The sequence below is a fragment of the Anoxybacillus ayderensis genome, from assembly GCF_013761015.1.
Lineage (GTDB): Bacteria > Bacillota > Bacilli > Bacillales > Anoxybacillaceae > Anoxybacillus > Anoxybacillus ayderensis.
The window spans coordinates 1-25,967 of the sequence record NZ_JACDUV010000004.1 but is presented as its reverse complement, the minus strand read 5'-3'; the positions used below and the strand labels follow the sequence as shown (position 1 = coordinate 25,967).

General features: G+C 40.8%; 21 protein-coding genes and 13 tRNA genes. 9 read left to right on the top strand and 25 right to left on the bottom strand.

Features of this window, described 5'->3' with window-relative positions; genetic code table 11:
- Window positions 1-4 precede the first annotated feature (4 nt).
- From HNR63_RS06785 to HNR63_RS06775, 3 genes are read left to right on the top strand one after another with little or no spacing between them, the layout of a single operon-like run.
- Window positions 5-2,284 carry a ribonucleoside-diphosphate reductase subunit alpha gene (locus tag HNR63_RS06785; protein ID WP_181520245.1) on the top strand — a complete coding sequence of 760 codons (2,280 nt, stop codon included), beginning with the start codon at window positions 5-7 and terminating at the stop codon, window positions 2,282-2,284.
- Between the two features lie 11 nt (window positions 2,285-2,295).
- Entirely contained in the window at window positions 2,296-2,787 is a 492-nt protein-coding gene (locus tag HNR63_RS06780) for a flavodoxin domain-containing protein (RefSeq protein ID WP_181520244.1), read from the top strand.
- A complete protein-coding gene (locus tag HNR63_RS06775; protein WP_085789168.1) occupies window positions 2,741-3,778 on the top strand; it encodes a ribonucleotide-diphosphate reductase subunit beta in 1,038 nt (345 codons plus the stop codon). The genes HNR63_RS06780 and HNR63_RS06775 overlap by 47 nt, the downstream gene beginning before the upstream one ends.
- A 25-nt stretch (window positions 3,779-3,803) precedes the next feature.
- Here HNR63_RS06775 and HNR63_RS06770 read toward each other — a convergent pair whose 3' ends face one another.
- A complete protein-coding gene (locus tag HNR63_RS06770; RefSeq protein WP_181520243.1) occupies window positions 3,804-4,250 on the bottom strand; it encodes a diverged REC-like domain-containing protein in 447 nt (148 codons plus the stop codon).
- 13 nt (window positions 4,251-4,263) lie between these two features.
- Window positions 4,264-4,563 (bottom strand): DUF2325 domain-containing protein, encoded by a 300-nt coding sequence (locus tag HNR63_RS06765; protein ID WP_035048676.1) that lies wholly within the window; start codon window positions 4,561-4,563, stop codon window positions 4,264-4,266.
- Between the two features lie 175 nt (window positions 4,564-4,738).
- Here HNR63_RS06765 and HNR63_RS06760 point away from each other — a divergent pair, with 175 nt between their 5' ends.
- From HNR63_RS06760 to cydB, 3 genes are all read left to right on the top strand, one after another.
- Window positions 4,739-4,894, top strand: a complete 156-nt coding sequence (locus tag HNR63_RS06760; protein WP_069201719.1) for a DUF1540 domain-containing protein — start codon at window positions 4,739-4,741, stop codon at window positions 4,892-4,894.
- A gap of 178 nt (window positions 4,895-5,072) precedes the next feature.
- Window positions 5,073-6,422 carry a cytochrome ubiquinol oxidase subunit I gene (locus tag HNR63_RS06755; protein WP_181520242.1) on the top strand — a complete coding sequence of 450 codons (1,350 nt, stop codon included), beginning with the start codon at window positions 5,073-5,075 and terminating at the stop codon, window positions 6,420-6,422.
- Entirely contained in the window at window positions 6,412-7,440 is a 1,029-nt protein-coding gene (gene cydB / locus HNR63_RS06750; protein WP_181520241.1) for a cytochrome d ubiquinol oxidase subunit II, read from the top strand. Before HNR63_RS06755 ends, cydB begins: the two co-directional genes overlap by 11 nt.
- Before the next feature lie 23 nt (window positions 7,441-7,463).
- On the opposite strand, the gene HNR63_RS06745 is transcribed toward cydB, so the two are convergent.
- Genes HNR63_RS06745 through HNR63_RS06725 form a run of 5 tightly spaced genes read right to left on the bottom strand, consistent with a single transcriptional unit; the run spans window position 7,464 to window position 13,671 of the window.
- Window positions 7,464-8,891, bottom strand: a complete 1,428-nt coding sequence (locus tag HNR63_RS06745; protein WP_181520240.1) for an o-succinylbenzoate--CoA ligase — start codon at window positions 8,889-8,891, stop codon at window positions 7,464-7,466.
- A gap of 56 nt (window positions 8,892-8,947) precedes the next feature.
- Window positions 8,948-9,766: a 1,4-dihydroxy-2-naphthoyl-CoA synthase gene (menB, locus tag HNR63_RS06740; RefSeq protein ID WP_035048670.1), complete on the bottom strand. Its 819-nt coding sequence runs from the start codon at window positions 9,764-9,766 to the stop codon at window positions 8,948-8,950.
- Complete coding sequence (gene menH, locus HNR63_RS06735; RefSeq protein ID WP_181520239.1) at window positions 9,756-10,583, bottom strand: 2-succinyl-6-hydroxy-2,4-cyclohexadiene-1-carboxylate synthase; 828 nt, start codon at window positions 10,581-10,583, stop codon at window positions 9,756-9,758. Before menH ends, menB begins: the two co-directional genes overlap by 11 nt.
- Window positions 10,584-10,585: 2 nt before the next feature.
- Entirely contained in the window at window positions 10,586-12,319 is a 1,734-nt protein-coding gene (menD, locus tag HNR63_RS06730; protein WP_181520238.1) for a 2-succinyl-5-enolpyruvyl-6-hydroxy-3-cyclohexene-1-carboxylic-acid synthase, read from the bottom strand.
- A complete protein-coding gene (locus HNR63_RS06725) occupies window positions 12,316-13,671 on the bottom strand; it encodes an isochorismate synthase (RefSeq protein ID WP_181520237.1) in 1,356 nt (451 codons plus the stop codon). The genes menD and HNR63_RS06725 overlap by 4 nt, the downstream gene beginning before the upstream one ends.
- Window positions 13,672-13,828: 157 nt before the next feature.
- Here HNR63_RS06725 and HNR63_RS06720 point away from each other — a divergent pair, with 157 nt between their 5' ends.
- Complete coding sequence (locus HNR63_RS06720; protein WP_181520236.1) at window positions 13,829-14,764, top strand: 1,4-dihydroxy-2-naphthoate polyprenyltransferase; 936 nt, start codon at window positions 13,829-13,831, stop codon at window positions 14,762-14,764.
- An 85-nt stretch (window positions 14,765-14,849) separates the two neighbouring features.
- Window positions 14,850-15,572, top strand: coding sequence for a yteA family sporulation protein (locus HNR63_RS06715; RefSeq protein WP_181520235.1), 723 nt, complete (start codon window positions 14,850-14,852; stop codon window positions 15,570-15,572).
- A gap of 39 nt (window positions 15,573-15,611) precedes the next feature.
- On the opposite strand, the gene HNR63_RS06710 is transcribed toward HNR63_RS06715, so the two are convergent.
- From HNR63_RS06710 to glgB, 5 genes are read right to left on the bottom strand one after another with little or no spacing between them, the layout of a single operon-like run.
- Entirely contained in the window at window positions 15,612-17,999 is a 2,388-nt protein-coding gene (locus HNR63_RS06710) for a glycogen/starch/alpha-glucan phosphorylase (RefSeq protein ID WP_181520234.1), read from the bottom strand.
- Complete coding sequence (gene glgA / locus HNR63_RS06705; protein ID WP_181520233.1) at window positions 17,986-19,440, bottom strand: glycogen synthase GlgA; 1,455 nt, start codon at window positions 19,438-19,440, stop codon at window positions 17,986-17,988. The genes HNR63_RS06710 and glgA overlap by 14 nt, the downstream gene beginning before the upstream one ends.
- Window positions 19,437-20,459, bottom strand: coding sequence for a GlgC family sugar phosphate nucleotidyltransferase (locus HNR63_RS06700; RefSeq protein WP_181520232.1), 1,023 nt, complete (start codon window positions 20,457-20,459; stop codon window positions 19,437-19,439). Before HNR63_RS06700 ends, glgA begins: the two co-directional genes overlap by 4 nt.
- Window positions 20,447-21,619, bottom strand: coding sequence for a glucose-1-phosphate adenylyltransferase (locus HNR63_RS06695; RefSeq protein ID WP_085789606.1), 1,173 nt, complete (start codon window positions 21,617-21,619; stop codon window positions 20,447-20,449). Before HNR63_RS06695 ends, HNR63_RS06700 begins: the two co-directional genes overlap by 13 nt.
- The gene (glgB, locus tag HNR63_RS06690; protein WP_281363169.1) at window positions 21,567-23,513 is read right to left on the bottom strand and encodes a 1,4-alpha-glucan branching enzyme; all 1,947 of its coding nucleotides are present in this window, start codon (window positions 23,511-23,513) and stop codon (window positions 21,567-21,569) included. Before glgB ends, HNR63_RS06695 begins: the two co-directional genes overlap by 53 nt.
- 241 nt (window positions 23,514-23,754) lie before the next feature.
- Between glgB and HNR63_RS06685 the strand changes: the two genes are divergently transcribed.
- Window positions 23,755-24,702, top strand: coding sequence for a cation diffusion facilitator family transporter (locus HNR63_RS06685; protein ID WP_181520231.1), 948 nt, complete (start codon window positions 23,755-23,757; stop codon window positions 24,700-24,702).
- 48 nt (window positions 24,703-24,750) lie between these two features.
- On the opposite strand, the gene HNR63_RS06680 is transcribed toward HNR63_RS06685, so the two are convergent.
- From HNR63_RS06680 to HNR63_RS06620, 13 genes are all read right to left on the bottom strand, one after another.
- Window positions 24,751-24,822: transfer RNA gene (locus tag HNR63_RS06680), tRNA-Glu, on the bottom strand.
- A gap of 11 nt (window positions 24,823-24,833) precedes the next feature.
- Window positions 24,834-24,925 (bottom strand) — tRNA-Ser (locus tag HNR63_RS06675).
- A 3-nt stretch (window positions 24,926-24,928) separates the two neighbouring features.
- Window positions 24,929-25,003: transfer RNA gene (locus HNR63_RS06670), tRNA-Asn, on the bottom strand.
- A 13-nt stretch (window positions 25,004-25,016) separates the two neighbouring features.
- Window positions 25,017-25,090 (bottom strand) — tRNA-Ile (locus HNR63_RS06665).
- A 5-nt stretch (window positions 25,091-25,095) separates the two neighbouring features.
- A tRNA-Gly gene (locus HNR63_RS06660) sits at window positions 25,096-25,166 on the bottom strand.
- 15 nt (window positions 25,167-25,181) lie between these two features.
- Window positions 25,182-25,257: transfer RNA gene (locus HNR63_RS06655), tRNA-His, on the bottom strand.
- A gap of 8 nt (window positions 25,258-25,265) precedes the next feature.
- Window positions 25,266-25,338: transfer RNA gene (locus tag HNR63_RS06650), tRNA-Thr, on the bottom strand.
- Between the two features lie 86 nt (window positions 25,339-25,424).
- A tRNA-Ser gene (locus tag HNR63_RS06645) sits at window positions 25,425-25,517 on the bottom strand.
- A gap of 14 nt (window positions 25,518-25,531) precedes the next feature.
- A tRNA-Ile gene (locus HNR63_RS06640) sits at window positions 25,532-25,608 on the bottom strand.
- Between the two features lie 8 nt (window positions 25,609-25,616).
- Window positions 25,617-25,690, bottom strand: a tRNA-Met gene (locus HNR63_RS06635).
- Between the two features lie 12 nt (window positions 25,691-25,702).
- A tRNA-Ala gene (locus HNR63_RS06630) sits at window positions 25,703-25,778 on the bottom strand.
- Window positions 25,779-25,785: 7 nt separating this feature from the next.
- A tRNA-Pro gene (locus HNR63_RS06625) sits at window positions 25,786-25,862 on the bottom strand.
- A gap of 20 nt (window positions 25,863-25,882) precedes the next feature.
- A tRNA-Arg gene (locus HNR63_RS06620) sits at window positions 25,883-25,959 on the bottom strand.
- Window positions 25,960-25,967 lie beyond the last annotated feature (8 nt).

Below are 25,967 nucleotides of genomic sequence, written 5' to 3'. Positions count from 1 at the left end.
TTATATGGTGTACATAAAACAACAAACAGAAGTAAATGAAGAAACGATCCGCACATTATTGTTTCCTATTTTCAAAGACTTTCCGCACTTAGCGAGCGAGCGATACATCGAACGTACTGTCCGGGCACTTGCCCATACGCAGCGATACAACGATATGATGAATAAACTCATTTTAAATGCGCTTGATGAAATCACAGTAGAACAGCCGGATTGGACGTTTGTTGCAGCTCGTCTTTATTTGCAACAGCTATACGACGAAGCAGCTAAAAATCGTGGCTATGATGTATCCGACACATATCGCTACTTTTATGAATTGCAAACAATGCTTGTTGATCTCGGCATTTACGACTCTTTTTTATTAGAACGATATACGAAAAAAGAACTGCAAGAAGCGAGCACATGGATCGACGCGAAAAAGGACGAGCTATTTACATACATCGGATTAAAAACGCTCGTTGATCGCTATTTAGCGAAAGGGTATAGCGGCGAGATTTACGAACTGCCCCAAGAGCGCTTTTTAACGATTGCTTTAACATTAATGGCATATGAACATCCGACAAAACGAATGGCACTAGCGAAAGAAGCGTATTGGGCGTTATCTAATCAATATATGACCGTCGCTACGCCAACTTACGCAAACGCTGGGAAGTCATATGGTCAATTATCGAGTTGTTTTATTGATACAGTAGACGATAGTTTAATTGGCATTTATGAGTCGAATACGGATGTCGCTCGTCTATCAAAAGGCGGTGGAGGAATTGGCGTATATTTAGGAAAAATTCGTGCGCGCAATTCCGATATTAAAGGATTTAAAGGCGTCTCCTCTGGCGTCATTCCTTGGATGCGCCAATTAAACAATACCGCTGTATCGGTTGACCAACTCGGTACGCGACAAGGAAGCATCGCGGTATATTTAGACGTTTGGCATAAAGACATTTTCTCGTTTTTAGACGCGAAGCTAAACAACGGAGACGAACGAACAAAAGCTCATGATTTATTTTATGGCGTATGCATTCCTGACTTATTTATGGAACAAGTCGAAAAGCGTGGCGATTGGTATTTATTTGACCCACATGAAGTGAAAAAAGTAATGGGATGGAAAGATAAAAATGGAAACCCATTAGGATTGGAAGACTTTTATGATGAAGAACGCGGAGCTGGTTCGTTCCGTGAAAAATATGAGGAGTGTGTGAATCATCGAGCGTTAAGTAAAGAGCGTGTTCCTGCTATCGAAATTATGAAACGAATATTAAAGTCTCAGTTAGAAACGGGCACGCCTTATATGTTCTATCGTGATGAAGCGAATCGCATGAACCCGAATAAACACGCAGGCATGATTTATTCTAGCAATTTATGTACAGAAATTATGCAAAACACGAGCCCAACGATCGTCACAAAAGAATATACAGAAGATGGAGAGATTATCGTTCATAAAAAACCGGGCGACTTTGTCGTTTGCAACTTATCGAGCATCCATTTAGCACGCGCCGTACAAGATGATGTGTTAGAACGGCTAATCCCGATTCAAGTGCGCATGCTCGATAACGTTATCGACTTAAACGAAAAACGAATTGAAGTGTTGCAAGCGGTCATCACAAATAAAAAATATCGCGCCATCGGCTTAGGAGCATTTTCTTGGCATCATTTATTAGCGTTAAAAGGGATCAAATGGAACAGCGAAGAAAGTGTACGACTGGCTGATCGGTTGTTCGAGAAAATTGCTTACCTCACGATCAAAGCGAGCATGGAGCTTGCGAAAGAAAAAGGAGCATATCCGGCATTTGAAGGCTCGGATTGGCACACAGGAAAATACTTTGATCTTCGTGGATATTCCTCCCATGATGAGTTAGACTGGGATGGATTGAAGAAGCAAGTCATGCAATATGGTATGCGTAATGGCTATTTAATGGCGCCTGCGCCAAACGCTTCAACATCCGTTTTAGCAAACGGAACGGCATCATGCGATCCTGTGTTTAACCGTTTATATTTTGAAGAAAAGAAAAATTACAAAATTCCTGTGACCGTCCCTGATTTAAACGCAAAAACGTTTTGGTTTTACGATAACGCCTATGAAGTGGATCAAAAGATGAGCATTCGTCAAAATGCAGCAAGACAAAAACATGTCGATCAATCGTTAAGTTTTAATCTATATGTATATAACACGATCAAAGCGAAAGACTTGCTTGACTTGCATCTCACCGCATGGAAAGAGCGGTTAAAATCGACGTATTACGTTCGTAGTACCGCAGTAACGATTGAAGAATGCGACGTTTGTTCATCGTAGGGGGATAAAAAATGAACGTCCTTATTTGTTACACATCGAAAACAGGGAACACAAAAGAAGTCGCGCTGTTAATAGAAGAAGCTTTTTGCTCATCCGGACATGCAGTGAAAACGATCAATGTTGAACATATGTTTGCGATCGAATCGCTCATTCATGAAGCACAACTTGTTTTATTCGGTTCATATACGTGGGGAAATGGACAACTTCCGGATGAAATGAGAACGATACTTCGTTTTCTTATTAAAGATCGAAACCTTTCTTTGCCTCCTGTTGCGCTGTTTGGTACAGGAGATCAAATGTGGCCATACTATTGCCGCGCTGTCGATGAAATGGCGTACCATTTACGAAAAGTGACGACGGTGCTCGGCACGTTAAAAATTGAACAATCCCCACGCGGCCATCAACAACATTTGCCGGCTGTTTTCGTCCACCAACTACTCAAGGAGGTTGAACGTTTTGTTATTGACGAAAGTAAAATTGCTCGAGCCGTCGCATCCAAATAAAGCAACAAGCATTATTAACGGAAAAGCAAGCGGCATTTTAAACTGGAACGATATTAAATATAGCCATTTTTATGATATATACAAAATGTTGCTCGGCAACTTTTGGACCCCGTTTGAAATTAACATGTCTGATGATATTAAACAATGGCATCATTTAAGTGAGCGGGAACGCGATGCATTTTTACACATTATCGGGTTGCTTTCGATTTTAGACTCTGTGCAACCGAACTTTATCGGAGCGATGAAAGAATACATTACCGATCCGAGCGTCAAAGCGATTTTTTCGATTATCGAACAACAAGAAGTCGTCCATAATCAGTCGTACTCGTATGTGCTTGCGTCTATTGAGAAACTATCCGAGCAAAACCGTGCCTTTGAAATGGCGCGCACGAATCCGCACATTTATAAGCGAAACGAACACGTCATTCGCGTATACGAAGCGTTTCGTGAACGACCAACTGTTGAAACGTTTTGCCGTGCCCTTGTCGCTTCGCTCGTCTTAGAAGGAATTAATTTTTATTCCGGGTTCGCCTTTTTTTACAACTTAGCGCGAAATCAAAAAATGCTGAAAACATCAACGATGATTAGCTATATTAATAAAGACGAACTATGCCATAGCTACTTCATTTCCCAACTCGTACGCGCTGTATTATGGGAAAATCCTCATTTGGACGAAGACGGATCGTTTTCAGCGTGGATATATGATTACATCGATGAAGCGATTCGTTATGAAACAGAATGGTCGCGCTTTGTGTTGCGCGACATTGATGGCATTGATGTAATTGAAATGGAGAAATATATCGAATATCTCGGAAACAAACGGCTGCGCATGCTTGGCTTAGAAGACCGTTACGATGCGGATGAAAACGCTATGCCTTGGATTCGCGTCTTTAGCGATGAAAATGTGAACTTAGGCAAAACTGACTTTTTCGAAGCTCGTCCACGTTCATACACGAAAACAACCGATATTAATGGGTTTGACGAATTGTAAAAAACCGGGTGATTGACCCGGTTTTTTACAACAGGCGTGTACAATATGTGTCACTTGTCAGCGTAACATAAGATAAGCGATTTTTCATCACATGATATATTCGAACCGTTTTCGGTGTTTGGCCGAATTTATTTTCAAATTGTTGTATAGCACGCAATGAAGGAATGCGGTCAACAACAAAAACGTTCATACATGATGGGACAACGCATGTGTCAGACGTACATGATGCAGTAATTAACACATCGTGCTCGTCTAATATGTGAACAAATGACCGATCATTGGCAACAAAGCGAAGCAAGTAATCCGTCATTTTTGCAATCATTTTATAGTATGTCACGGGAGAGTCACAAGAAGCGATCGGAAACGATGATGTTGCCCGTTCAATTCCTTTTAGCAACGTAAGCGATGAACGATGAGGTGGAGATATGCTGTAATGGTAAGCTAATACTTCATTTAAAAACGATTGCCACAATGTCCTCTCCTCCTTAGTTCACTCGTTTTAGCTCCCCCATTTGCTCAATAACAGATTGAATGGAACTCCATGAACGTTTGACAAAGTAAATGGGTTTATGCTGATCTTTTGCTTTTTGTTTAATGACTTTCGCTAAATTATGGTTAATATAATCAGTCATAACAAATACGATATCGACGTGCTCCGGTATTTGTCGTTTCACCATATTCACTTTTCGACCATCTAAATGAATAATTTCCTTAAATCCTGAGCTTTTTAATTTATCTGTAATGTTTCCTAAATGATCCGCACCAACAACTAATAACGATGACATATAACTCCCTCCAACTTTTTGTCTTATATTGCACAATTTCATTCTAATTGAGAATGATTATCTATGTCAACATTTGTTGATAAAAATTCTCGCTATTTTTGCTCATTTTTTCATGTTATGTCTTGTCAACGTTTTGTCTACACTAACATCAGTATAAAGAAAGGAGGGGAGTATGATGGCAAAAGATGTACTTTGTGAAGTGCAAAACTGCCAGTTTTGGTCACAAGGCAATCGATGTAGTGCAGACGCAATCTACGTCGTAAGTCACGCCGGCGCAACGGCAACAAGCTCCACAGAAACAGACTGTAAAACGTTCCAACCGACCGAATAACAGCACGACCTCTTGCGATGAGCAAGAGGTTTTCTCTTTTTTCATGTTAATAATCGTGGATAGACACATTTTTTTAAAATTATCGCCACAGTTTTGCAACATTTCTCTCATCTCTTCTTCACGTATTGAGGTTACTCTTATACATATGAAAAATATTTAGTATATCGGAGGGGGATATATGAGCGACGTACTTTTACTTAGCCGTTTTCAATTTGCCATTACGGTTTTTTATCATTTTTTATTCGTCCCGTTAACAATTGGTCTTATTGTTTTGATTGCATGGATGGAAACACAACATGTGCGAACAAAAAATCCGCTTTATCGACAAATGGCAGACTTTTGGGGGAAACTGTTTGCCATTAACTTTGTCCTCGGTGTTGTAACAGGAATTACAATGGAATTTCAATTCGGGACAAACTGGTCGGAGTATTCGAAATATATGGGGGATATTTTCGGCTCTCCGCTAGCCATTGAAGCGCTCGTTGCTTTCTTTTTAGAGTCAACATTTATGGGCATTTGGCTATTTGGGAAGGATAAAATTTCACCAAAACTTCGTGCCTTCTCCATCTGGATGGTGGCGCTTGGTACAAACATTTCAGCACTTTGGATTATCACAGCAAACGGCTTTATGCAAAATCCGGTCGGATATATTGAAAGAAACGGCCGTATCGAACTACAAAACTTTTGGGAAGTTGTAACGAATCCATATGCATGGCATATGTTCGTTCATACCGTTGTTAGCTGTTATATCGTTGGGGCATTTTTTGTGATGGCGGTTAGTGCTTGGCATTTATTGCGTAAACAACATGTCGAGTTTTTCGAAAAATCGTTTAAATATGCGCTCATTTTAGGATTAATCGCGGCAACAGCTACACCGTTTATTGGTCATAAATCCGCATCATTTGCGACAAAAATGCAACCTGCCAAAGGGGCAGCTCTCGAAGCCGTGTGGGAAACAAAAGAAAGTTTACCATTTCACATTATTCAAATTCCTGACCCAAAAAACGAGCGCAACATCGTTGAATTTTTAACGATTCCAAAGCTCGGAAGCTACTTTTATACGCACTCGTTTGATGGGAAAGTCGTTGGATTTGATCAAATTCCAAAAGATGAACGTCCGAATGTCAACATCGTCTTTTATTCATTTCGTTTAATGGTAGCACTCGGTCTATACTTTGTCGCTCTATTTTGGTACGGATTTTACTTATATCGTAAAAATAAATTAGTTGAATCACGACGTTTCTTAAAACTTGTCATGTATTCTGTATTGCTCCCGTATGTCGCTATCAATGCCGGCTGGGTCGTTGCGGAAGTCGGGCGTCAACCGTGGACGGTATATGGATTAATGCGCACAGCTGAAGCCGTATCACCTATTTCGCTTTCACAAATTGTTTTCTCACTCGTCAGCTTAGTTTTGTTTTATACTATTTTACTTATTGCAGACGTGTACTTAATGTTGAAATATGCGAAAAAAGGACCGTACACATCCACGGCTACGAAAGGTGGGGAAGTTCAACATGTCTCATGAAACAGTTGCGATCATTTGGTTCGGCTTATGGGGACTCATTTGGACGATATACTTTGTGTTAGATGGATATACGCTCGGCACAGGCATGTTGTTTCCGTTTTTAGCTAGAAACCGTCAAGAGCGAAATCAGTTGCAAGAAGCGGTTGGACCGTTTTGGGGCGGAAATGAAGTCTGGTTAATTACAGCTGGAGGGGCAACGTTTGCCGCATTTCCAGCCGTTTATGCAGATTTATTCAGCTTCTTATATACGCCGATGATGCTCATTTTATTCGCGCTCTTTTTCCGCGCAGCCGGATTAGAGTTTATGCATAAAGACGATGCGCCGCTTTGGCAAAAAAGCTGGAAATGGGCATTCACTATTAGTAGTTTTGCTTTAGCGCTTCTGTTTGGTGTTGCTTTTGCTAATTTGTTTTACGGTTTAAAAATTGGTCCATCTGGATATGAAGGAACGTTGTTCAGCTTGCTTCATCCGTACGGTCTTTTAGGCGGCTTATTATTTATTAGCTTATTTGCTATCTCTGGTGCCCTATGGGTCATGCTAAAAACAGTTGGAGATGTAGCAGAACGAGCTTATAAAGTGGCTCGTCCAGCTTCTGTCGTTGCAACGGTCGTATTATCTCTTTTCTTCGTTGCAACAAGCAATCGTACGCCGCTATTCAATAATTTCACGAAAGCACCGATTCTTTGGATCGTACCCGCACTAGCTTTCGTATGTGCATTGCTCATGCTATTGTTCGTCTGGCAAAAACGAATTGGACTTGCGTTTACAAACATTTGCTTAACCATTTTCACGCTTATGGCCACCGGCTTTATCGGCATGTTCCCAAACATGCTCCCTTCGCGCATCGATGATGAATATAGTACAACGCTTTTTGAAGCCGCAGGGAGTGAATTAAACTTAAAAATTATGCTCGGTGTCGCTATCGTCATGGTGCCGATCGTAGTGGGCTATCAGCTTTGGAGTTATAAATTGTTTAAAGAAAAAATTACGAAAGAAACAGCAAAAGGATATCAATAAGAGGAGGCGTCGGCTGCCTCCTCTTATTCATTGATCCAGTTTTTCAACTTATGGCGCATCAGTTTGTTTGCGGCATTGCGCGGTAAATGATCAACGATATAAATTCGCTTCGGCACTTTATATTTCGCTAGTTTATTCATACAAAACTGCTTTAATTGCTCTTCGGTTGCTGTTACATCATGCAATACGACAAACGCACATGGCACTTGCCCCCATCTTTCATCAGCAACTCCGACTACACCTGCTTCTTTTACTGCCTCATGTTGCAAAAGCACCGATTCAATTTCAGCCGGATATACGTTTTCTCCACCAGAAATAATTAAGTCTGAACGTCGGTCAAGCACATATAAAAACCCTTCGTCATCCATATATCCGATATCTCCGGTATATAACCAACCATCTTTTAACACAGCGGCTGTTGCTTGCTCATTGTTCCAATACCCTTTCATGACGCTCGGACCTTTTACAACAATTTCTCCCACTTCATTCGCATTCAGTTGTTTCCCCTCTTTTTCAATACGAATGTTCATATGGAAAAGCGGCTTTCCTGCTGAACCGTGTTTATGGCGAGCGTCTGGGGATAATGTAGCTACTTGCGAAGCGGTTTCTGTCATGCCGTACGTTTGATACACCGGTATATTCCAATCAGCACATGATTGCAACAAAGGAAGTGGCACAGGGCCACCACCAACGAGCATACAACGAAACGATGAAGGATACGGATATTTTAACTCTTGAATCATTTGTTGCACCATTGTGCTTACAGCGGACATCATCGTAATGTTTTGTTGAAAAATGAGCTCATTGATGCGTTTCGCATCAAATGACGACATAATATAAACACCAATCCCATAAATAACGCTCCGCATTAAAATCGATAAGCCGCTAACATGAAAAAATGGAACAGCTGCAAGCCAACAATCATCTTCACGTAATCCGAGATTCAAAGCAGAACCGATTGCACTCCACCAATGATTTCCGTACGTTTGCATAACCCCTTTTGGCTTTCCTGTCGTTCCCGATGTGTACATAATTGTTGCGACATCGTCTAAATTGTACATCGTTTGACATTTTTCATCTCGTTCACGAAGTTTGACAAACTCCCCCCATTCGATCGCTCGTTCATCTCGAAACGGTTCATCACAAATGACAAATCGCGCCCCACTATGTTCTAATTGCCATTTTACTTCTTCCACAGATAGACGTACATTTTGTAATAAAACAATCGCACCAATATAATGAAGGGCGTGAATGACTTCAACCATATGTGCGCTATTTTTCATTAAGATAGCGACAACATCCCCTTTTTTTACACCGAGATAAGCAAATTGTCTTGCTCTTTTTGCCGTCCGTTCGTGAAGTTCAGCAAATGAAATGGTTTCTGTTTCATCATATATCGCTATACGATTCGGCGTTAAATATGCACGTTGAAGCAACCAGTTTGGAATCATCTTAACACCACCTTCAAAAAAACAGCTTGATGTGCATACATCAAGCTGTCTTCATTTTACGGAAAACGCGGGAATTGTTTAAAGTCTGGTTTCCGTTTTTCTTTAAATGCATCGCGTCCTTCTTTCGCTTCGTCTGTTGTGTAATAAAGGAGCGTTGCATCCCCTGCAAGTTGTTGAATGCCTGCAAGTCCATCTGTATCTGCATTAAACGCAGCTTTTAAGAAACGAATAGCTGTCGGACTTTTTTCTAAAATTTCTTCCGCCCATTTCACCGTTTCTTCTTCTAATTGTTCAAGTGGAACAACTTTGTTGACTAATCCCATTTCTAACGCTTCTTGAGCGTTGTATTGACGACATAAATACCAAATTTCGCGAGCTTTTTTATGTCCAACAATACGCGCTAAGTAACCAGCACCATATCCTCCATCAAAGCTGCCAACTTTCGGCCCTGTTTGACCGAAAATCGCGTTGTCTGCTGCGATAGTTAAATCACAAACAACATGTAGCACATGGCCACCGCCGATCGCATAACCTGCAACCATCGCAATAACTGGTTTTGGAATGACACGAATTAAGCGTTGTAAGTCTAATACGTTTAAACGCGGAATTTGGTCGTCACCTACATATCCACCATGCCCACGCACTTTTTGGTCGCCACCTGAGCAAAACGCTTTGCCACCTGCTCCTGTTAAAATAATGACTCCAATATTTGCATCGTCACGAGCATACGCAAACGCATCAATTAACTCCATAACGGTTTTTGGCCGGAACGCATTATGTACTTCTGGACGGTTAATTGTAATTTTTGCAATGCCATTATATGTTTCATACAAAATATCTTCATATTCTCTTTCTTTTACCCATTCAATCGCCATGCAATAAACCTCCTCTTAACACAAATTGTTGAACAAGTGTACAAAATCGTTCACGCTGCTCTAGATGCACAACGTGCCCAGCATTCGGAACGGTGATGAGCGTCCCGTTTGGTAATAATTGTACCATTTCTGACGCAATTCGACAAAACTTTTCATCATCTTCACCACAAATCAACAATGTCGGGAACAGCAATTGAGGCAACGCTTCCCACCAAGAAGGTTGCGCTCCTGTCCCCATGCCACGCAAACTGTTCGCTAATCCAATTGCTGTATGCTGTAATCGTTCTTCTCTTAACCGCTGTTGTACATCTTCGGACAATCGTTTTAAAGAAGAAAATAATGGGATGTTCTCCCACCGATCAACAAACGAAGCGACACCATGTTGTTCAATAAACTGTGCTAATCGTTCATCTTCTTCCCGACGCTTCACGCGCTCTTCTTCCGTCTTTAGCCCCGGAGAGCTACTTTCTAATATTAATGTTTGTACATACTGAGGATAACGAACTGCAAATGTTAATGCAAGCCGACCACCCATCGAATACCCTAACACATGGGCTTTTTTTATTCCTAATTGTTCCAAAAGCATAGCAACATCTTGGGCAACCATGTCGATATGATATCGTTGTACAGAAGAAGGAGCATCCGTTTGTCCATGACCAAGAATGTCAATTGCTATGCATTGCATATGTTGTTCCCACATCGAAACAAGCGGATGCCACGTTTGACAACTACCTGTAAATCCGTGCAACAACAAAATGGGCTGTCCCTTTCCGTGCATTTCTACATAATACGTTTGCCCTCGAACGACAAACTTCATGTTCATTCCCCTTTGTTCAACAAGTTGGACATTTCCTGGGAAACATCTTTCCACAATTTCCGATGAACTCCGACATTATATTCACGAGATGAAGGAACTTCAATTACATTTAATGTCGGGCGTACGAGCGCATCTACCACCGCACGACGAAAATGATCCCACGTCTCTACTTTTTCATAATGTCCATCATACATGTTAACAACATGATGAAACGATAAATGTGTCGGTGTGCCGAATAACCGTTCAAAATGTTTCGGCTCATTCGCCTGCGGCAAAAAGGAGAAAATACCTCCCCCATTGTTGTTTAAAACGATGATCGTCGCATGTAGCTGTTGCAATTTAGCTGCAAGTAAACCATTTAAGTCATGATAAAATGACAAGTCACCAATGACTAGTACAAGTGGTTGTGCAACACAGCTCGCTCCAAGAGCGCTCGATACAACTCCATCAATACCGTTTGCCCCCCGATTCGCCAATAAACGAATTCGCTTATGCGATGACATAAAAAACGTATCCGCATCGCGAATAGGCATACTATTTCCGACGAAAAGAGTCGCTTCATCTGGTAATAACTGAGCGAGTTCAATGAATATTTTTCCTTCAAACATATTTTCTTCTTCTTTTGCCTGTAACAACATTTGTTTCGCTCGTTCATTAATTTTTTTCCATTGGTTGACCCATTGTGACGAACGAGATGTAGTAGAAGCGCGCTGAGCTAACTCATGACAAAATTGCACCTCGTTCGCTTCAATAAGCACTTGAAGCGATAAAGTCGGGTCGCGCCATTGCCCAGCTTCATCAACAATCATTTGTTTTACTTGTTTATGCCGTTGCAGCCAAAGGTAAAGCGATTTCGATACAGGCATTGCTCCGAAACGAATAACGACATCAGGAATGAATGCATCTGCAAACGTTTCGCATTTCAACATCGCATCGTACGATTCAATAATGAGCTGCTTTCGATGTACACCTGTTCGCAATGAAGAGAGAGGATCAGCTAAAATAGGATATTGCAACGCTTCCGCTAGCTCGACCACCGCATCAGCAAACCCTTCCACGTGGAAATCTCCACATACAATGACCCCTTTTTCGACATGACGTAGTTGTTCATATAATTCATCGATCATTTCTTGTGAAAGGTGTTTATTTCCTCTATACACCGTGCGAGTTACAGACGGTGTGGAAAATAGCGACTCATTGAGCATTGGAACAAGCGGTTCACGTAACGGTACGTTAATATGAACCGGTCCTGCAGGAACAGATGTTGCAACACATACCGCACGAGCAGCTACCATTTCTGCATAACGAAGCATTTGCTCATTTCCTTCTGGAAGTGCCATATCAACAAACCATTTTACATATGACCCGTACATATGCAGTTGATCAATCGCTTGCGGTGCTCCGACATCGCGCAATTCATGAGGCCGATCAGCTGTAATGACAACGAGCGGAACGCGTGCATAATATGCTTCAACGATAGCTGGATAATAATTCGCTACCGCAGTACCTGATGTACAAACAAGGGCAACCGGTTTTCCAGAAGCTTTCGCCATGCCTAACGCAAAAAAAGCAGCAGAACGTTCATCAATATGAACATGAATATTTAACTGAGGATGTTCAGCCATCACCATCGCAAGAGGAGTGGAACGAGATCCTGGGCTAATCACCACTTGCTGTATCCCCGTATGAACGAATTGCTCAACAAAAGCGGCAACATATGCGGTCATTTCATTCATCGTCGTCCCCCCTCTAACGCTAGTAACATCGGCTTAAACTTTACATTCGTTTCCTCATATTCGCTAAGCGGATCAGAATGAGCAACAATTCCACACCCGGCAAACAAATGCGCCTCATTGTCTTCAAGCAATGCGGAACGAATGGCTACAGCAAATTCTCCGTTTCCGTTCGCATCAACCCAACCAATCGGAGCAGCATACCATCCACGATCAAGGGGCTCAATCTCCCGAATCGTTTGTACCGCCTTTTGTTTCGGGAATCCCCCAAGCGCTGGCGTTGGATGGAGCCGTTCAACGAGCGAAAAAATCGAAACTCCTTCCTTTATTCTCGCCTGAACAGGTGTGTACAAATGTTGAATATGTCGCATTTTTAAAAGAGTCGGCTCACTTGGAACAATCACTTCTGTGCATATTTCATGCATCGCTTGTTCAATCATGTCGACAACGAACGCATGCTCACGACGATTTTTATCGTCTTTTAGCAGCCATTTTCCAAGCTCCTCATCCTCTTTCATCGTATGTCCACGACGAATGGAACCAGCTAGACAAGCTGTTTCACACATGTACCCGTTCTTTTTCACAAGTTGTTCGGGAGAAGCACCGATAAAACAAGATGAGCCGTTTTCAAATGCAAAAATGTAGCTCATTGGTTGTTGTTCACGCAAAGAGCGCAACACATGAGAGCGATCAATCCGATGAGAAAAAGAAAGAAATAACTCGCGCGCTAAAACGACTTTTTCAATTTCTCCGTCTTGAATGAGATCGGTTGCATGACGAACAGCATGAAACCAACGATCACGAGCGACTTCTTCTTTTTCGACAACTTCCACATCGTAGCTATCGATTTCATCATGTATGATAAATAACGAATCGATCATTTTCTCAAGTTCCGCAAACGATTCATGAACAACATTAACTGTGAGCCACGTTTCCTCACCGCGCTTTGTTAACAAAAATTTCGGGAGCACAAACTGGGCGGAAGGAAAATGGCTCCAATGCTCAGCAGAACGTTTCATCGGATCAAAAGCGAACCCCCCGAACATCAATGGCCCTTTCCCTTCAATGAAAGCGCCTTCTACAATTTGTTGCCAAGCTTTCTCCACTTCCCGAAAACGCTTTTTCGTCTTTTCTTCACTTTTTATCACTTGTGCATGTCCAAGTCCAACAAGCGTGTGCTCGTGAAAGCAGTCTGACCAATAAAAGCGCTGGCCATGAAATAACGTTTCACCAGCGGCAAAAAAGGAAAGAGGATCGATTTGCCCCACTCTTACAGTGACACTAACCATATGCTTTTTCTTCTTTAACGCATCACGCAATTGGTCAATAACTTTGTTTTGATATAAAGTAACCACCTTGTATCACGCCTATACTTAATCTTTTTTTCCCTTTTCCATTATAATATTGTTCGTTAGAGATAGGAAACAATTTATATTGTCAAGACATTGACACATTTTCCCCACTTCCCTACACTTATTGTGAACGACATTTTAATCAAAGGAGAAGAATGGTATGCCAACACCAGTACGTTCAAATGCTCAAACTGTTCACTATAAACGAGACTGGCGCGTTTGGTGGCGCTTATTGCGGCCACACACGCTGACTGCAGCGTTTGTTCCTGTTTCTATCGGTACTGTGCTTGCAGTAGACGAAGCACCAATTCACTTTCCTTTATTTTTTGCCATGCTCGTAGCTTCGTTATTTATCCAAGCAGCAACAAATATGTTCAATGAATATTACGACTATAAACGCGGTCTCGATACACCTGAATCTGTCGGAATTGGTGGTGCGATCGTTCGTGATGGGATCTCCCCAAAAACTGTTTTATTGCTTGCTTGGTCTTTTTTTGCAGTCGCTATGCTACTTGGTGTTTATATTTGCGTCAATAGCAGTTGGTGGGTAGCCGTCATCGGCACGATTTGCATGGCAGCAGGATATTTTTACACGGGTGGTCCTATTCCGATCGCTTATACTCCATTCGGTGAATTAGCGGCAGGTTTTTTCATGGGACTTACCATTATTTTAATTTCATTCTTTATTCAAACAGGCACAATGACAACAACACCTGTTCTTGTCTCTGTTCCAATTTCCATTTTAGTCGGAGCCATTTTATTAGCGAATAACATTCGTGACTTAGACGGGGATAAAAAAAGCGGTCGAAAAACGTTAGCGATTTTACTTGGAAGAAAGCGTGCCATTTGGCTATTAGGTGGCATGTTTGTGACATCATTTTTATGGATTGTATTGCTCGTTTTTACAGAAACGATTTCGCCTTGGACATTGCTCGTATTGTTTAGCGTTCCGAAAGCGTGGCAAGCAACAAAAGGATTTATTGGAAAGACAAAACCAATAGACATGATGCCAGCAATGAAAGCGACAGCCCAGACAAATACACAATTTGGATTTTTACTTGTCGTTGGTCTGTTTATTCATTATTGGCTACAATAATTGTCCAGAAAAAACCATAGCCTTTGCGCTATGGTTTTTTCTTTTTCGTCCATACTATGTGTAGTCTAATTCGAGGAGGGATGATATGCAAACTTTACGTGAACGGTTATTACAACAAAAGCGGCAAATTGTACAACGGCTAAAACAAAACGATCATTTCGGTCTCATACGAGCATCTGCTCATGACTCAGTTGGGGAACTATCGAATTATGACAATCATCCTGCTGATAGTGGAACAGAACTATATGAGCGAGAAAAAGATATCGCCTTAAACGAACATACGAAACGAGAACTTCACGATATTGAACGGGCGCTTCAAGCGATGGAAGATGGGACATACGGAATTTGTGAAGTATGCGGAAAGCCGATCCCATTCGAACGTCTTGAAGCTATTCCAACAACAACATTTTGTAAAGAACATAGCCCTGACCAAGTTGTTTCGCAACAACGCCCGATCGAAGAAAGCGTCTTGTCTCCTCCATTTGGTGAATTTGTCGTTCATAAAGAAGCAGAAACATTTGATGCCGAAGATAGTTGGCAAAAAGTTGCGCGTTTCGGTACATCAGAAACACCTTCAGATGTTCAAGAAGACACCGTACATTATGATCGAATGTATATCGACGCCGGAGAACAAATCGGCTATGTCGAGCCGTTTGAAACATTTGCGGCGACAGACCTTTACGGAACAGGTATTACGATTTATCCAAACATTGTACATGAACAATATGAACAAGTGCTTGACGACGAGCAGCTTATGTCTCCGCTCGGCGACCTCCCTGCATACGAAAAAGATCCTTATACTTCTTAAAAAAGTCCTGTGAGCATCTCTGCTTACAGGACTTTTTTATTAACGAATATGCCAAATATCATGAGCGTACTCTTCAATCGTTCGGTCGCTTGAAAAATATCCTGAACAGGCAATGTTCACAACGCTCATTTCCAACCATTTTCTTCGATCTTCATACGTTGCGCCCACTCGTTGTTGCGCATCAGCATACGATGCGAAATCGCGTAAAACAAAGTATTGATCATTATGAACGAGCAATGAATCATAAATCGGTTCAAAATGATCGTACGCATCAGGAAAAAAGCCATTGACTAGTTGATTAACGACTTGATGAATGCGTTGATCGTGATGATAATATTCGTACGAATGGTATCCGCCATTCGCGTAATAGTGCAACACTTCTTCTGCCTTTAGCCCAAAAATAAACATATTTTCATGACCAACCCGCTCTAAAATTTCAATATTTGCTCCATCTAGCGTTCCGATCGTCACAGCTCCGTTCATCATAAATTTCATATTCCCAGTTCCAGATGCCTCTTTACTAGCAGTCGAAATTTGTTCACTTACATCAGCAGCTGGGAAAATTTTTTCCGCCAACGAAACACGGTAATTTTCTAGGAAAATGACTTTTAATCGGCCATTAATTTGCTCATCGCTATTTACTTTTTGTGCAACGGAATTAATTAACTTAATGATCCGTTTCGCATAATGATATCCCGGTGATGCCTTTGCACCAAAAATAAACGTGCGTGGATGCATGTCAAAATGCTCATCTTCTTTTAATCGGTTATATAAATGCATAATGTGTAGCACATTTAACAACTGTCTTTTATACGCATGCAGCCGCTTTACTTGTACATCAAAAATGGATGAGTCATCCACAGCAACACCTGTTTTTTCATAAATATACGTCGCCAACTGTTGTTTATGGTAATGTTTCACTTTTGCTAATTCGTCTTGAAATGAATGATCATTTGCATACTTTTTTAGTTGAATCAACTGTTCGGGTTGCTTTACCCATTCCGCTCCGATTGCTTCTGTAATAAGAGAAGAAAGCTGTGGATTGGCTTTTAACAACCAACGGCGATGTGTAATGCCGTTCGTTTTATTATTAAACTTTTCAGGAAAGTATTCGTAAAACAGTTTCATTTCACGATGCTTTAAAATTTCAGAATGTATTTTCGCCACACCGTTCACACTATAGCTCCCTACAATCGCTAAATGAGCCATTTTCACGAGCCCGTGAGCAATAATGGCCATCTCCTCGATTCTTTTCCAATCACCAGGATATCGATTCCATAAATCGCGACAAAAGCGTTCATTAATTTCTTGCACAATCATATAAATTCGTGGCAATAGCGGTTGAAAAATATAAATTGGCCATTTTTCCAACGCTTCCGACAATGTGGTATGGTTTGTATAAGAAATCGTGTTTGTCGTAATATGCCACGCTTCGTCCCATCCCATTCCTTCCTCATCTAACAAAATACGCATAAGCTCTGGAATGGCTAACACAGGGTGGGTATCATTCACGTGAATAGCCACATGGCGGTGAAAATGTTGCAAATGCCCGTACCGTTGCCGATAATCGCGTACGATGCTCCCAATGCTTGCAGCAACGAGAAAATACTGTTGCTTTAGTCTTAAAATTTTTCCTTCGTCATGTGTATCGTCTGGGTATAAAAATTCAGAAATCGCTTCCGTTTCTCGCTTATACTGCATGACATGTTTATGAAGCGGAAATTTCGCAGGCTCGGCACTCCATAATCGTAACGTATTTACAGTCGTCGTATCATATCCAATGACAGGCATATCATAAGGAACAGCCATTACCTTTTCGACATCATAATGTCGAAACGTTAATCGACCATCTTGTTCGTAGCATTCTACTTTCCCCCAGAAATTCACTTCTACCGCTAAATCTTCTTTTTTTACTTCCCAAACATTTCCATGACGTAACCATTGTTCCGGGAGTTCCACTTGATAACCATTCACTATTTTTTGATCAAACAAACCGTGTTTATAACGGATGCCTTGTCCATGTCCAGGAAGGTCAAGAGAAGCGAGAGAGTCTAAAAAACAAGCAGCGAGACGCCCAAGCCCCCCATTCCCTAGACCTGCATCAATTTCCACTTCTTCAATATGAGCTAACTCAATGCCTAGCTCTTTCAATCCTTCTTCCACGACATCACGTATGCCAAGATTCATTAAATTGTTCCCTAGCAAACGTCCTAATAAAAATTCAATCGACAAATAATATACTTGCTTTTTATGTTGGGCACGATATCGTTCATTCGTCTGAATCCAATGTTTACTAATATACTCGCGAATCATATGGCCTAACGTATTGTACTGATCGAGAACAGTCGATTCCCAAAAACGTTTTCCGTACATCATTTCTAGTCGCTTCAAAAACGTTTGTTTAAACTCTTCCTTATTCGTGAACATAGATGCCACTCCCAGTCATTAGTTCGTCGTATAGTTGGTTATATTTAAATGCTGACTTTGCCCAACTGTAATCCCGACTCATTGCCTGCTTCATTATCATTTCCCATACTTCTTTTTGTTCATAAAATGAACGGGCACGTTGAATCGTATATAACATGTCGTGTGCATTAAAGTTTTTAAACGTAAATCCGGTTCCTTCTTTTGTAAATTCGTTAAACGACTGCACTGTATCGTTTAATCCACCCGTTTCTCGCACGATCGGTACAGCTCCATAGCGCATCGCAATCATTTGGCCAAGACCACACGGTTCAAATTTAGACGGCATTAAAAACATATCTGCTCCAGCATAAATTTGATGTGCAAGCTGTTCTGAAAATCCAATATATACACGCACACGTTCTGGATATGTCAGCGCCATCTCATGAAAGAAATGTTCAAACTCCCATTCTCCTGTTCCAAGGATGATCATTTGCACATTTTCAGCAATCATTTCGTGAAATACGCATTTTACTAAATCTAATCCTTTTTGTTTCGTTAACCGTGAAACGATGGCAATGACTGGGACATCTTCTTCTGACGGCAATGAAAAATGTTGTTGTAACGCCCGCTTATTAATACTTTTTCGTGCAATTGTCGTCACATCGTATGGCACTGCAATATACGGATCTTTTTTCGGATTATATATGTCATCATCAATTCCATTTAAAATTCCAACTAAGTGCGAACTTCTCGCACGCAATAATCCGTCAAGCCGTTCACCATAATATGGAGTTTGAATTTCTTCTTTATACGTTGGGCTAACTGTCGTAATCATATGTGCGGAGACGAGAGCCCCTTTCATGAAACTAACATGCCCGTAAAACTCTAAATGTTCAATCGAAAAATAACGGTCGCTTAAATTTAGCAAATCCCCTAAAATCTCGCGCGGAAAAATGCCTTGAAACTGCAAATTATGGATGGTAAATACCGTTTTCATTTGCGCGTAAAATGAATTTTTCGCATATTCTTCACGCAACAAAAATGGAATCATCCCTGTGTGCCAATCATGACAATGAATGACATTTGGTTGAAAGCCGATGACAGGGAGAGAATCGAGAACGGCTCGACAAAAATATGAAAAACGCTCACCGTCATCGTAATGCCCGTATAACGAATCTCGCTTAAAGTAATATTCGTTGTCAACGAAATAGTATGTCATTCCTTCGTATTCTAATTGTTCAATTCCACAATATTGTCTTCTCCAACCAACACGAACGACAAGTTCAGCAATTTTATTCATTTTTTGGAGCATATGTTGCGGAATGACTCCATACTTAGGAAGCATCACACGCACATCCGTCCCAAGCTTTTTCAACTCTTTCGGCAATGCGCCAGCAACATCAGCTAAACCACCTGTTTTCACAAACGGTACACACTCTGATACGACAAATAATACTTTCACGATTTCATCAGCGCTCCTTGTATTGTCCCTTTTCGAATGACGATTGGCTGATTCGGTGTTCCAATTAATTTCACTCCATCACCAATGCGAGCATCTTTATCAACGATCACATATTCAAGATGACAATTATCTCCAATTTGACTTTTTTGCATAATAATACTGTTGCGGACAACAGTTCCTTTTCCTATTTTCACTGCTCTAGAAATAATACTATTTTCAATTTCTCCTTCAATGATGCATCCGTTCGCAATCATCGCATTACGCACACAAGCATATGATGTATATTTCGTCGGTGGCTCATCTTTTACTTTCGTATAAATCGGTCTTCCTTTTAAAAACAACTGCTTCCACACTTCTGGTTTAAGAAGTTCTAAGCTATGGTGAAAATAACGTTCGACGCTATCAATCACTGCGACATACCCGTTATATTCATAATCACATACGGTTAAACCATTTCCTTCATCATTCACCACATCAACAATACTGCGATATTGATTTCGTTGTTGGTTGGCGATTAAATCAAGCAACAACGATGTTTCTAAAATAAACATATCAAGCGACTTTCCACGATAACATATACGGGTTATATCGCACCCGTTAGTCATATGACGTCGCAACACTTCCTCATAATCAATATTGCACACCGTATAACTGTTGCAAATAAGAGCGTACTTTTGTGTGCTTCGCAAAAAATAGTCAATATGTTGTTGAAAATGTTGAAACGAACCGATATGAGAAATCGGGAGATCAGGCGAAGGGAAGAAGAACAATCCATCACGTTTCCGATTCAAATCCCAATTCTTTCCTGAACCAAGGTGGTCCATTAACGAACGATATTGATACTTTGGGAAAATGGCGACACTTTCAATACCTGAGTTCACCATATTTGATAAAACAAAATCAATTAGCCGATAGCGACCAGCAAACGGAACGGCTGCGATAGAACGCTGAAATGTCAAATCACTCATTTCTGGTGTATATGTCGTCGCATCAATGACCCCAAGCATTAATTTTCCCACGTTTTCTCATCCTCTCTCTCAGAAAAATGTCCCAAAATCTCCTCTGTCACAAGAATGACTTCCCCTTCATATTGATCCGCACAAATAAACGTTCCATCAGGGATTTCGACATTCGGAGGAACAATCGCTTTTTCAATGTATACATTTTTCCCAATCACTGCATTAGGCATAACAACACAATCTTTTACTTTGGCACCTTGTGAAACGTACACCCCTTGAAACAAAACAGAATGCTCCACATTCCCTTCAACGATGCATCCTTCATTCACTAAAGACTCCTTCACTTGTGCGTATGGAGCAATATATTGCGGTGGTTCATTCGGGTTCACAGAATAAATACGCCATGTATGGTCAAATAAATTTAATGCTGGGGTATCTTCTAGTAAATCCATATTTGCTTCCCATAAACTTTTGACCGTCCCAACATCTTTCCAATATCCTTTAAATGGATAGGCAATGAGCCGCTTTTTTTCTTCGATCAGTAAAGGAATAATATCTTTACCAAAGTCATGGCTTGAACGGTCATTTCGATTGTCCATTTCTAAATACTCTTTCAAAATAGACCATTTAAAAATATAAATGCCCATAGACGCTAAATTGTTTTTCGGATGAGCTGGTTTCTCCTCAAACTCTACGATTTCCATCTCTTCATTTGTGTTCATAATTCCAAAACGGCTCGCTTCTTCCCATGGTACTTCAATAACAGAAATTGTAACATCCGCCTTTTTTTCGATATGGTATTGTAGCATATCCGCATAATTCATTTTATAAATATGGTCGCCGGAAAGAATGAGGACATACTCCGGATCATATTGCTTCAAATAGTTTAGATTTTGATAAATGGCATTCGCTGTTCCCTTGTACCATTTCATTTCTGATGATTCAGCATACGGAGGGAGAACGGTTACCCCCCCATTTTTTCGATCTAAATCCCATGCACTTCCAATTCCAATATACGTATTTAACTCTAGCGGCTGATATTGGGTGAGCACCCCAACAGTATCAATGCCAGAATTAGCACAATTGCTTAATGTAAAATCAATAATGCGGTATTTTCCTCCAAACGGAACAGCTGGTTTAGCTAAATTTTTTGTTAGCGAACTTAATCTACTCCCTTGTCCCCCTGCGAGTAGCATAGCGACGCACTTTTTTCGTACCATGGCTTTCCTTCCCTTCTCTTTTTCTTGTTGGTCGTAAAATTGTTATAGCATACGGCGGAATCGTCATTCGAATATGATACGGCTTTCCGTGATACGGCTCTTCGTGTGCCACAAGCGGTTTTTTGTTTATGTGTCCCGCACCACCGTACATCACATCATCGCTATTAAATACTTCTCGATACGATGTAAGCAATGGCACACCAATTTTGTAATCTTCGTAAACGATATTAGTAAAATTGCAAACGACAATTAACGCATCTTCTTCTTTTTTTCCTCGTCGAATAAAAGAAAAAATACTTTGTTCAGCGTTGTTCACATCAATCCATTCGAACCCATTTGGATCATGATCACATTCATATAATGCTCTTTGCTTTTTATAAAAATGAGTGAGAGATTTCACGTAGTCATCCATTTTTCGATGCATATCAAAATCAAACAACACCCAATCGAGTTGTTCTAAATCTTTCCATTCATCAAACTGTCCAAACTCTCCACCCATAAACAACAGTTTTTTTCCGGGATGCGTCATAAAATATCCATAAAGCAGGCGAAGTTGAGCAAATTTATCCCAATAATCACCTGGCATTTTATTTAATAACGATTTTTTTCCATGCACCACTTCGTCATGGGATAAAGGTAAAATAAAATTTTCTGTGTAAGCATACAACAAAGAAAATGTCATTTTATGATGCATATATTTTCGATCATGCATGCTCGTTTCCATATAACTTAATACATCGTTCATCCATCCCATGTTCCATTTGTAGTTAAATCCTAACCCACCATCGTACGTAGGTGCCGTCACTTTTGGCCAATCTGTTGAATCTTCTGCAATCATTAATACATTCGGATCAAAAGCAAATACAACTTCATTTAATTTCTTTAAAAATGAAATGGCATATGGATTTGGATGCAGTACATCGCTATTCGGCCAATAAAGCATATTTGCAACCGCATCAACACGAAAACCGTCAATATGATAATGCTCTAACCAAAACAAAGCATTCGAAATTAAAAAGCTATGCACTTCTGGTTTTCCTAAATCGAAATTTGCTGTTCCCCACACAATATTTTCGCGATCTTGCATATTCATATATTCATACGTCGGCTCACCATCAAACATATATAACCCATGTGCATCTTTACAAAAATGTCCCGGTACCCAATCTAAAATGACTCCAATTCCTTCCTGATGACAACGATCAATGAAATACATTAAATCATGAGGCGTTCCATAACGGCTTGTTGCAGCATAATAACCTGTTCCTTGATATCCCCAGGAACGATCGAGCGGGTGCTCAATAAGCGGCAAAAGTTCAATGTGAGTAAATCCATGTTCGACAACATAAGGAATTAACTCATCTGCCATTTCCTTATATGTATAAAATTTCCCATCGTCTTTCTTTTTCCATGTACCAAGATGAACTTCATAAATAAACATCGGTTGCTCATAAATCGGTTTTCGCTTCTTTTTTCTTTGCCACGCTTGATCATTCCATTTATATCCTTTTAAATCATATACAATAGAGGCCGTATTGGGGCGTTCTTCTGCGTAAAAAGCATATGGATCTGATTTAAGAACGATATGTCCATCTCTTGTCATTATCTCGTATTTATATAAATGTCCTTCTAAGTTTTCAGGGACAACAATCATCCATACCCCTTGCTCGTTTATTTTTGTTAATTTGTGCTTTTCTCCGTTCCAATCATTAAACGTTCCAACAAGACGAACTTCTTTTGCATGTGGGGCCCATACACAAAAACGCGTTCCGATCATTCCGTTTTGTTTTACAAGATGTGCGCCAAACAAGTGATAACTTTGATAAAACGTTCCTTCGTGAAATAAATGCATCTGCAAATCGGTTGGACTCATTGTCAACAAATGTTCATCCATCCTTTCTTCAATGGGTGCGGAAACAATTCCGTACTGAATATATTACACAGAGTCATATAAAATTCCTGTAAGAAAATTAAGATATTTTTCGACAATGTTCAACAAATCACATGTTAAATGAAAATCAATACGAACGTCCATAAATTTGTCGCTTGAGTGACAAATGATAATTATATAAAATAGTTTATAGTAATTATTATTTATTTTTTTTAATATTAATTTTAAATAAAGGGGAATGCATATGTATGATTTTCATCATTTACCGCATATGAAAGTACAAGCAACATCAAAGAAAGCACTTTGGACAACACTGTTATTAACGACTTTTTTCACCATTGTTGAAATTGTAGGGGGTATTTTGTCTAATTCGCTTGCTCTATTGTCAGACTCAGCCCATATGGCCTCTGACGTCATTGCATTAAGCTTGAGTATGGTTGCCATTTATTTAGCTTCTCGCCCACCAAATAAAACATTTACATTTGGCTATTTACGGTTTGAAATTATCGCTTCATTTTTAAATGGGCTCGCGCTTGTCATCATTTCTATTGGAATTTTCATTGAAGGAATTCGTCGTTTTATTCATCCTGAAAGCATTCAATTTTCCCTCATGCTAACCATCGCAACGATCGGATTTGTTGTTAATCTCGTATTAACAATCGTTTTAAGTCGGAGCATGAAAGAGGAAGAAAATTTAAATGTAAAAAGCGCCTTATGGCATTTTATTGGCGACTTACTCAGCTCCATTGGCGTCATCATCTCAGCCACTTTAATTTACTTTACAGGACTATACATGTTCGACCCACTCATTAGCGTCGTCATCGGTACCATTATTTTTATAGGGGGGGAAAAAATTGTTCGGGAATCGTATTTTATTTTAATGGATGCAGTGCCACATGAATTTGACGTGGATCGTATTCGTGCTGATATTCTTTCTATTGAAGGGGTAGAAGATGTACATGAGTTACACATTTGGGCGATTTCAACTGATCATTATTCCTTAACAGCACACGTTCTTATTCACGAACATATTCAACCATTTTGTGTCATTTTAGCTATTAATGAAATGTTAAAAGAAAGATATAACCTTTCCCACGTCACCATTCAAGTTGAACATCCTTCTATTCATCAACACGGGGAATATGGAAAAAAATTTTTGGAGAAGAAAAATAAAACGCATATAAATTTTTAATGAAATGCAAAAAGGACATCTCATATCATGAGATGTCCTTTTTACTAGTGACCCGTACGGGATTCGAACCCGTGTTACCGCCGTGAAAGGGCGGTGTCTTAACCACTTGACCAACGGGCCGTATGTGGCAGTGGCGGAGAAGGCGGGATTTGAACCCGCGCGCCGCAAAATGCGACCTAACGGTTTAGCAAACCGTCCCCTTCAGCCACTTGGGTACTTCTCCAAATGGCTCCGCAGGTAGGATTCGAACCTACGACCGCTCGGTTAACAGCCGAGTGCTCTACCACTGAGCTACTGCGGAATAAACACCATAATGGGCCTAAGTGGACTTGAACCACCGACCTCACGCTTATCAGGCGTGCGCTCTAACCAGCTGAGCTATAGGCCCACGTAAGCGGGTGATGGGAATCGAACCCACGACATCAGCTTGGAAGGCTGAGGTTTTACCACTAAACTACACCCGCATAACATAAAATTTATGGGGCGACTAGTGGGAATCGAACCCACGAATGCCAGAGCCACAATCTGGTGCGTTAACCACTTCGCCATAGCCGCCACAACGATGCCGGCTGCAGGACTTGAACCCGCAACCTACTGATTACAAGTCAGTTGCTCTACCAATTGAGCTAAGCCGGCACAATATGAAGTGCATCAAATTTTTATACCGTTTGTCAGTCGTGTCCCTTCTTAGTTAATAAGAAGAAGGAACTAAAATCAATTTATGGCGGAGGAGGAGGGATTCGAACCCCCGCGCGCCTTTCGACGCCTCTCGGTTTTCAAGACCGACCCCTTCAGCCAGACTTGGGTACTCCTCCGTATAATATGAACATGGTGGACCTTGTAGGACTCGAACCTACGACCGGACGGTTATGAGCCGTCTGCTCTAACCAGCTGAGCTAAAGGTCCTAAGCTAGTAGCGGCGGAGGGAATCGAACCCCCGACCTTACGGGTATGAACCGTACGCTCTAGCCAGCTGAGCTACGCCGCCATTATAAATATATGGTGGAGCCTATCGGGATCGAACCGATGACCTCCTGCGTGCAAAGCAGGCGCTCTCCCAGCTGAGCTAAGGCCCCTTAAAAATGGTCGGGAAGACAGGATTCGAACCTGCGACCCCATGGTCCCAAACCATGTGCTCTACCAAGCTGAGCTACTTCCCGTCCTCATTATGATATAAACATGGCGCGCCCGAGAGGATTCGAACCCCTAACCTTCTGATCCGTAGTCAGATGCTCTATCCAATTGAGCTACGGGCGCATATAAAG